The 8172-nt window shown below is 62.1% G+C and carries 5 protein-coding genes; 1 reads left to right on the top strand and 4 read right to left on the bottom strand.

The genetic code is table 11. The annotated features are described in order from the left end of the window. Positions 1-316 precede the first annotated feature (316 nt). Entirely contained in the window at positions 317-2266 is a 1950-nt protein-coding gene (locus AC1RT2_RS28830) for a M23 family metallopeptidase (RefSeq protein WP_493107475.1), read from the top strand. A gap of 80 nt (positions 2267-2346) precedes the next feature. On the opposite strand, the gene clpB is transcribed toward AC1RT2_RS28830, so the two are convergent. The 4 genes from clpB to prfA all read right to left on the bottom strand — a co-directional run bounded on the left by clpB (position 2347) and on the right by prfA (position 8163). Then, entirely contained in the window at positions 2347-4953 is a 2607-nt protein-coding gene (gene clpB / locus AC1RT2_RS28825; RefSeq protein ID WP_493107473.1) for an ATP-dependent chaperone ClpB, read from the bottom strand. A 252-nt stretch (positions 4954-5205) separates the two neighbouring features. Then, positions 5206-5880, bottom strand: coding sequence for a DUF4167 domain-containing protein (locus tag AC1RT2_RS28820; protein ID WP_493107471.1), 675 nt, complete (start codon positions 5878-5880; stop codon positions 5206-5208). 331 nt (positions 5881-6211) lie between these two features. After that, on the bottom strand, positions 6212-7084 hold the full coding sequence (prmC, locus tag AC1RT2_RS28815; RefSeq protein ID WP_493107469.1) for a peptide chain release factor N(5)-glutamine methyltransferase: 873 nt from the start codon (positions 7082-7084) through the stop codon (positions 6212-6214). After that, entirely contained in the window at positions 7081-8163 is a 1083-nt protein-coding gene (prfA, locus tag AC1RT2_RS28810; RefSeq protein ID WP_493107467.1) for a peptide chain release factor 1, read from the bottom strand. Before prfA ends, prmC begins: the two co-directional genes overlap by 4 nt. Positions 8164-8172 lie beyond the last annotated feature (9 nt).

The following is an 8172-nucleotide window of genomic DNA, read 5'->3' as shown; positions in this document are numbered from 1 at the left end:
TTCGTTGGCCGCCAGAAGCGCCGCCGCTCTCGTTCGATGAGCGGGTTATAAGCCCACCCATGCGGACACGTCAACAGGCCATGTGACATTTTTTTGAAAATTTCTTCGGAAAAGCGTCATGCCCTTTCATTTCCCCCGGATTTCCGGGGCTTTCAGGCAAAGCGAGCAGCAAATAGCCGTGCTTGCCCTCAGAATTTCACATTCCGCACGTCTAGAGGGATGATGGAACCCGCGTGATTTGACTCGCATGCCCTCGTGCGTGCATGGTCGCGCGCTAACAACAAAAACCAGCACGACAGGGTGAAGCGCAATCGGCATGACCACTTCCCGGAACATGATCCGATCCCTCGGCAATGAACCCCCGATCCTCGCCGACGGGCGCAAGGCGCCCGACCGTCGCGAAATCTCCCTGCGCTGGCTCTCCGGCACCTTTCTCACCGGCATCACCTCTTCCATCCTTATGGGCGTCGCCCTCTTCGCCGCGCTCGATGGACGCCAGCAGCTCGCCATTCCGGCAGAGGCCTTTGCAGCACTCGCCACCCCGAACAAGGCCGGCGAAAGCGCAAAGCGCGGCGAGCGCGTCATCGAGACGTCGATCGTCGCAAAGCCCGCCGACAAGAAGATCATGGAAATCTCCACCATGATCCATGACGGCGAAAAAGAAGTGGTGCGCCGCCAACCCTTCGCCCATGTGAAGATGGCGCTTGCCGCAAACCACGCGACGGGTGACGACTATCCGCGCTTCGATCCGCTGGCGATCTTCTCCACCAATGGCAAGGATGCCGCCCCCGCCTCGCGCATGGGCACGATCTATGGTTCCGACGTGGAATCGGAAGTCGCACTCCAGACCGATGCCTTCCCGACCGGTGGCTCGGCACTCGACTATGCCGACCAGATGTCGATCGAGGAAGTCGAGGAGAATGTCCGCACCAACGGTTCGGTGCTGACGGACGGCAACTCGCAGGTCGCCTCGCTGTCCTATGTCGATCCACAGCGCTTCGCGTCCGATTCCTCCGAACTCGACCTGTTGCAGGGACTGACGGCGCGCATCGTCGAGGAAAACATGAGTGTATCGACCTTCGATACGCTGACCCCCGACGACACGGAATATGCCGACGACGTGATCCCCGTGCGTCGCGCCGCCGAAATCGGCGAGATCATGACGGCCGCCGGTTACACCAAAGCACAGGCCGACGACCTTTCCGCCTATCTCGAAGGTCAACTCGGCAGCAACGAACTTGCCGAAGGCGACGTGCTGCGCATCTGCATTTCGCAGAAGGGCAAGGAAGCGAGCATCGTTCGGGCCAGCGTCTATTCGCGCGGCCACCATGTGATGACGGCAGCCCTCGATGATAGCGGCCGGTTCGTCAGCGGCGCCGAACCACCGGTGCTCGATGCCGTGGCGACGGCCTTCGACGACGATGGCCGCCCCGCAATCATCGCCGGACGCGATCTGCCGCGTGTCTATGACGGCATCTATCGCGCGGCGCTGTCCTACGGCATGGGCAAGGACATGACGGCGGAGGTCATTCGCATCCTCGCCAGCAATGTCGATTTCCAGGCACAGCTTCGCCCGAGCGATACGCTTGAAGCTTTCTTCTCCGTCACCGATGAAAAGGGCACGGCGACGGAGGAGTCCGAAATTCTCTTCCTGGACGCCAAGTTCGGCGACACGGAAACCCGCGTCTACCGCTTCCAGAATGCGGAAGACGGTGCGGTCGACTATTACGACCAGGACGGCAAGAGCATCCGGCAGTTCCTGCTGCGCAATCCGGTCCCGAACGGCACGTTCCGGTCCGGCTTCGGCATGCGGCGCCACCCGATCCTCGGCTTCTCGCGCATGCATACCGGCGTCGACTGGGCAGCCCCCCGCGGCACGCCGATCATCGCCGCCGGCAATGGCGTGGTCGAAAAGGCAGGCTGGGATTCCGGCGGCTACGGCAACCAGACGCTGATCCGCCATGCCAACGGCTATGTCTCGTCCTACAATCACCAGAGCGCGATCGCCAAAGGCGTCAAGCCGGGGGTAAAAGTGCGCCAGGGCCAGGTCATCGGCTTCGTCGGCACGACCGGCCTTTCAACCGGCCCGCACCTGCACTACGAGCTGATTGTCAACGGCAACAAGGTGGACGCACTGAAAATCCGACTGCCCGGCGGCAAGTCGCTCGAAGGCAAGGCCCTTGCGCAGTTCGAGATCGAACGCAAGCGTATCGACGACCTCTTGGGCCGCGGCGAAGGATCGACGGAAGTCGCCGAGACACACTGACCGCTTCGCTTCAGATTGACGGAAACAAAAAGCGCGGGCCGAGACCCGCGCTTTGCTTTTTCTTAGGTCAGTGACCGGCCTTAGGCGGCCTTGCTTACCGTCGCCGTGCGCGGCGAGAAGAGCAGCCGGTCGGACCCGGCGGTTACCTTGACGTTCGAACCGTCCGGAATATCGCCGGAGAGGATCTTCTCTGCCAACGGATCCTGAAGGTGCTTCTGGATCGCCCGCTTGAGCGGACGCGCACCATAGACCGGATCGTACCCCTTCTCGGCCAGCCAATGCACGGCATCCTCGTCGAGATCGAGAGCGATCTTGCGATCCACCAACAGCTTGCGCAGGCGCTCCAGCTGGATGGCGACGATGGCGCCCATTTCCGACCGCTTGAGACGGTGGAACAGGATGATCTCGTCGACCCGGTTCAGGAACTCCGGCCGGAAGGCCATCTTGACGACATCCATCACCTGGTCGCGAACACTGTCACTGTCCTCGTTCTCGCCGAGCGCCGTCAGATATTCGGCACCGAGGTTCGAAGTCATGATGATCATCGTGTTGCGGAAGTCCACGGTGCGGCCCTGGCCATCGGTCAGGCGACCGTCATCGAGAACCTGCAGCAGTACGTTGAAGACATCCGGATGCGCCTTTTCGATCTCGTCGAACAGCACGACCTGGTAGGGCCGGCGGCGGACGGATTCGGTCAGCGCACCGCCTTCCTCATAACCGACATAGCCTGGAGGCGCACCGATCAGCCGGGCCACGGAGTGCTTCTCCATGTATTCCGACATATCCATGCGCTGGATCGCCGTCTCGTCATCGAACAGGAAGCGGGCGAGCGCCTTGGTCAGCTCCGTCTTGCCGACGCCGGTCGGGCCGAGGAAGATGAACGAGCCGATCGGCCGATGCGGATCCTGAAGGCCGGCACGCGACCGGCGGACGGCACGGGAGACCGCCTGAACGGCGTCGCCCTGGCCGACGACCCATTTCGCGAGCTCGTCTTCCATGCGCAACAGCTTGTCGCGCTCGCCTTCCAGCATCTTGTCGACCGGAATACCGGTCCAGCGCGACACGATATGGGCGATGTTGTCAGCCGTCACGACTTCCTGCACCATCGGATCGACGTCACCGGCATCGCGGCCTTCGGCGTCCTCCAGCTCCTTTTCGAGCTTCGGAATGATCCCGTAGGCAAGCTCGCCGGCGCGCTGGAACTCGCCCTTGCGCTGGGCAATGGCCAGTTCGTTGCGCAGCTCGTCAAGCTGGCGCTTCAGGTCGGCGGCGCGGCCGAGCTTCGACTTTTCCGCCTGCCAGCGCACAGTCAGCGCATCGGCCTGCTCTTCAAGCGCGGTAAGGTCGAGTTCGAGCTTTTCGAGCCGATCCTGCGACGAGCGGTCGGTTTCCTTCTTCAGGGCCTCGCGCTCGATCTTCAGCTGGATGATGCGACGATCGAGTTCGTCGAGCTCTTCCGGCTTGGAATCCACCTGCATACGCAACCGCGCGGCGGCTTCATCCATCAGGTCGATGGCCTTGTCCGGCAGGAAGCGATCAGTGATGTAGCGGTTGGAGAGCGTCGCGGCAGCAACGATCGCCGCATCGGCGATGCGGACCTTGTGGTGCTGCTCGTACTTCTCCTTCAGTCCACGCAGGATCGAGATCGTGTCCTCGACGGTCGGTTCTTCCACCATGACGGGCTGGAACCGGCGGGCAAGGGCTGCGTCCTTCTCGACATGCTTGCGGTATTCATCGAGCGTGGTCGCGCCGACGCAGTGCAGTTCGCCACGGGCAAGCGCGGGCTTCAGGAGGTTGGAGGCGTCCATCGCCCCTTCCGCCTTGCCGGCGCCGACCAGCGTGTGCATCTCGTCGATGAACAGGATGATCTCGCCGTCTTCCGCCTGCACTTCGGTAAGCACGGCCTTGAGGCGTTCCTCGAATTCACCGCGATATTTCGCACCGGCGATCAGCGCACCCATGTCGAGCGCCATCAGCGTCTTGTCTTTTAGGCTCTCCGGCACGTCGCCATTGACGATGCGCAGCGCCAGGCCCTCGGCGATCGCCGTCTTGCCTACGCCGGGCTCACCGATGAGAACCGGGTTGTTCTTCGTGCGGCGCGACAGCACCTGGATCGTGCGACGGATTTCATCATCGCGGCCGATCACCGGGTCGAGGCGGCCTTCGCGCGCATCGGCCGTCAGGTCACGGGCGAATTTCTTCAGCGAATCGAAACCCTGCTCGGCGCTTGCCGTATCGGCGGTGCGGCCCTTGCGGATATCGTTGATGACCTGGTTGAGCTTGGTCGGCGTGATACCGGCCTTCGCCAGGATCTCGGACGTTGCTGCGGATTTTTCGATCGCGAGTGCCAAAAGCAGGCGCTCCACGGTGACAAAACTGTCGCCGGCCTTCTTGGCAGCGTCTTCGGCGGTCGAGAAGACCTTGGCGAGCGGCTGCGAAAGATAGACCTGCCCATTGCCGCCGGTGGTTTTCGGCTGCTTGGCAAGGGCGGCGTCGTTGGCGGTGCGCGCGTCGCGTGCGCTGCCACCGGCCCGTTCGATCAGGGATGCAGCCATGCCCTGCTCGTCATCGAGCAGCACCTTCAGAACGTGTTCCGGCGTGAATTGCGGATGGCCGTCCGCAAGCGCCTTCGTCTGGGCGGATTGCAGGAATCCGCGGACGCGCTCGGAGTATTTTTCAATGTTCATCATCTACCTCCAGTACTCGGCCGGCCCTTCAAGGCACCGGTCGACGATTAGGATAAGGCTCCCATCAAGGCGAACCTTTCATGCGTGCGGTGCCTTGGTCTGTGACCAGGCAACCGCCTGATGGGAATATGGTGGAGGGATTTTCCAAATTAAAGGGAGGCTTGAACCGCGCATGGCGATTTTTCGCGGCACACCTTCCAAAACGCAAGAACCCGGCTCAAGGCCGGGTTCTTCGATGCATGGCAGAAGGTGTTATTCCGACGCTTCGAGCGCCGGAGCATCTTCGCCGGCGGGCTGCGCATCGCCGCCTTCGGCAGCGGCTTCGCCACGGCGCGGACGACGCGGGCGTGCCGCAGTGCGGCGGCGCGGTGCGCGGCCGGCGGGAGCAGCCGCTTCCTCTTCGAGCGAGACTTCGGCCGGCGTGCCTTCGATCACCGGCTGCGGGCCGGAACCATCGATGACGGGCTGTTCGACCGGGGCGGCCACCTGGGCAACAACGGCAACGGGTGCCGGCTCATCAACGGCCGTCGAATCGACTTCGTCCTGATCGCGGTCGTATCCGTCCCGATCATTATAGTCATTGCGGTCGGTGTTGTCGGACCGTTCATCGCGCGGGAAGCGCTCCTGCATCTGCGCCTGTGCGGCGGCGATGATGCGGTTGTAGTGCTCGGCGTGCTGGAGATAGTTCTCCGCAATCACGCGGTCGCCAGCACTCTGGGCATCCCGGGCAAGCGTCGAGTACTTTTCCGCGATGTGCTGGGCGGTGCCCCTGATCTTCACATCCGGACCTGAACTGTCATAGGTCCGCGTCAGGGGATTTCCGCCCTTCCGCTGATTGTTGTGATTGCTGCTAGTGCTGTTGTTATTGTTATTGTTATTGTTGTTATTACGCCCGCGGCCGCGCTTGTTTTGCTGTCCTGGCCTCATATGTCACTCACCTAACGTATCGTGTCTTGATGATCATGTGTCTGCACGCTTGATCGGGACACGCCAGATCAAGCATCCTTACCCGCGGGCAAACCACGCCGGTCGGTGGTCCTGTCGCCGTAAGACGTCAAATTAACAGGTACCCGCACAGGGCAGTCTTCAATCCTAGCAACTCTTCAGAGAGAGAAACCCTCGAGATCGGGTCATGCAGCAACGAATCTCTGTGCTATGACCTCTTGCCCAGTGCGTGCCCGCAACGTATCCCGCTTCCTTCACAATTCCAAGCCTTTTCTTTGCGGCTGCGGAATTTGCTGCGCTGCCGCAGAAAAGCTTACAGTAAGACCGCTTTTGAAAAGACGAGGACGCGATCGTTGCCGCCAAGATCCTCGACCGCCGCAATCCGCGCAAAACCGTTTTCGCGCATGATCGCGGTGACCTGATCCTTCTGGTCGTAACCGATTTCGTAAGCCACCAGGCCGTTTTCCCGAAGATGATCGCCCGCCCCGGCGGCAATGGCACGGTAGGCATCGAGCCCATCTTCGCCGCCATCCAGCGCCAGTATCGGATCGTAGAGCCGGACTTCATCGTCCAGCGTTCCGACCACCGAACGGACGATATAGGGCGGATTTGACACGATGATGTCGAACGCGCCGGCTATGGCGGCAAACCAGTCGCTCTCAATTGTCTCAAAGCGGTCGGCGACCCCATTTAGTTCGGCATTGCGCTTTGCCGTTTCAAGGGCGCCAGCTGAAAGATCGGCCCCAACGCCGCTCGCGCCCGGCACCAGGTCGAGCAGCGCGAGACAGATCGCACCCGTTCCCGTGCCGAGATCCAGGATACGGCAGCGGCCCGTCTCGGCAAGGATGCGCTGTGCATGCGGCACGAGCGTATCGACGAGGATTTCGGTATCCGGCCTTGGCTCCAGCGTTTCGGACGAAAGCGCGAGGTCTAGCCGCGAGAAAGCCCGGTGGCCGAGGATGCGGTGCACCGGCTCACGCCTGATGCGCCGTTCGATAGCATCATCGATCACCTGCCGTTCCGCCCGATCGAGTATCCGGCCGCCTTCGGTTATGAAAGACGTCGATGTCAAAGCAAGCAGGCCCATGATCAAGGCCCGCGCATCTCCGGCGGCATCATTGACGCCCGCTTCGGACAGTCGACGGCGCGCCGCCAACAGCACCTCGGCGAGCGTGTTGCCGCTCATCGGCCCTGTTCGCCAAGCTGCGCCAATTGACCGGCCTGATAGTCGGCGACCAGCGCATCGACGATTTCATCGATCTCGCCGATCATCATCCGATCGAGCTTGTAGAGCGTCAGGTTGATGCGGTGGTCGGTCACGCGGCCCTGCGGGAAATTGTAGGTGCGGATGCGCTCCGAGCGATCCCCCGAACCAACCTGGCTCTTGCGGTCGGCGGAGCGTTCGTTGTCCGCGCGCTGGCGCTCGATGTCGTAGAGCCGTGAACGCAGAACCTGCATCGCCTTGGCGCGGTTCTGGTGCTGCGATTTCTCCGAGCTCGTGACGATCAGGCCCGTCGGCAGGTGCGTGATACGCACGGCCGAGTCCGTCGTGTTGACGTGCTGGCCGCCGGCGCCGGACGAGCGCATCGTGTCGATACGAATGTCTTCCGGCCGGATTTCGATGTCGATCTCCTCCGCCTCCGGCAGCACGGCAACCGTCGCCGCCGACGTATGGATACGTCCACTCGCTTCCGTTTCCGGAACGCGCTGGACGCGGTGCACGCCCGATTCGAACTTCAGCTTGGCGAAAACGCCGCGGCCGGTGATCGTCGCGATGATTTCCTTGAAACCGCCGGCCTCGCCCTCGCTCGACGACAGAACCTCGACCTTCCAGCCATTGGCCGCGGCATAGCGCTCGTACATGCGGAAAAGGTCGCCGGCGAAGAGTGCGGCTTCGGAGCCGCCCGTGCCGGCTCGGATTTCGAGGATCGCGCTCTTTTCGTCGGCGGCATCCTTGGGGAGAAGCAGGATCTGCATCTCCTTTTCCAGCCCCTCAAGACGCTCCTTCAGCTCCGGCAGTTCCATGTCCGCAAGATCGCGCATCTCGCGGTCGGTCGTCTTGTCGTCGAGCAGCACCTCGAGGTCGGCAATCTCGCCGCTCACCTTCTGGTACTCGCGGATCTTCGTCACGACCGGCTGAAGCTCGGAATATTCCGAGGCTAGACGCACATAGGTCTCCGAATCTGGACCCGCCGACATACGCGCCTCGATCTCGCCGAAACGGCGTTCGAGTTCACGCATCTTTTCAACGGGAAGCTTCGCCACCGTTCAAAC

The organism is Shinella sp. GW821-FHT11G07 (genome assembly GCF_058808115.1).
This window is presented reverse-complemented; position numbering and strand designations above follow the sequence as displayed.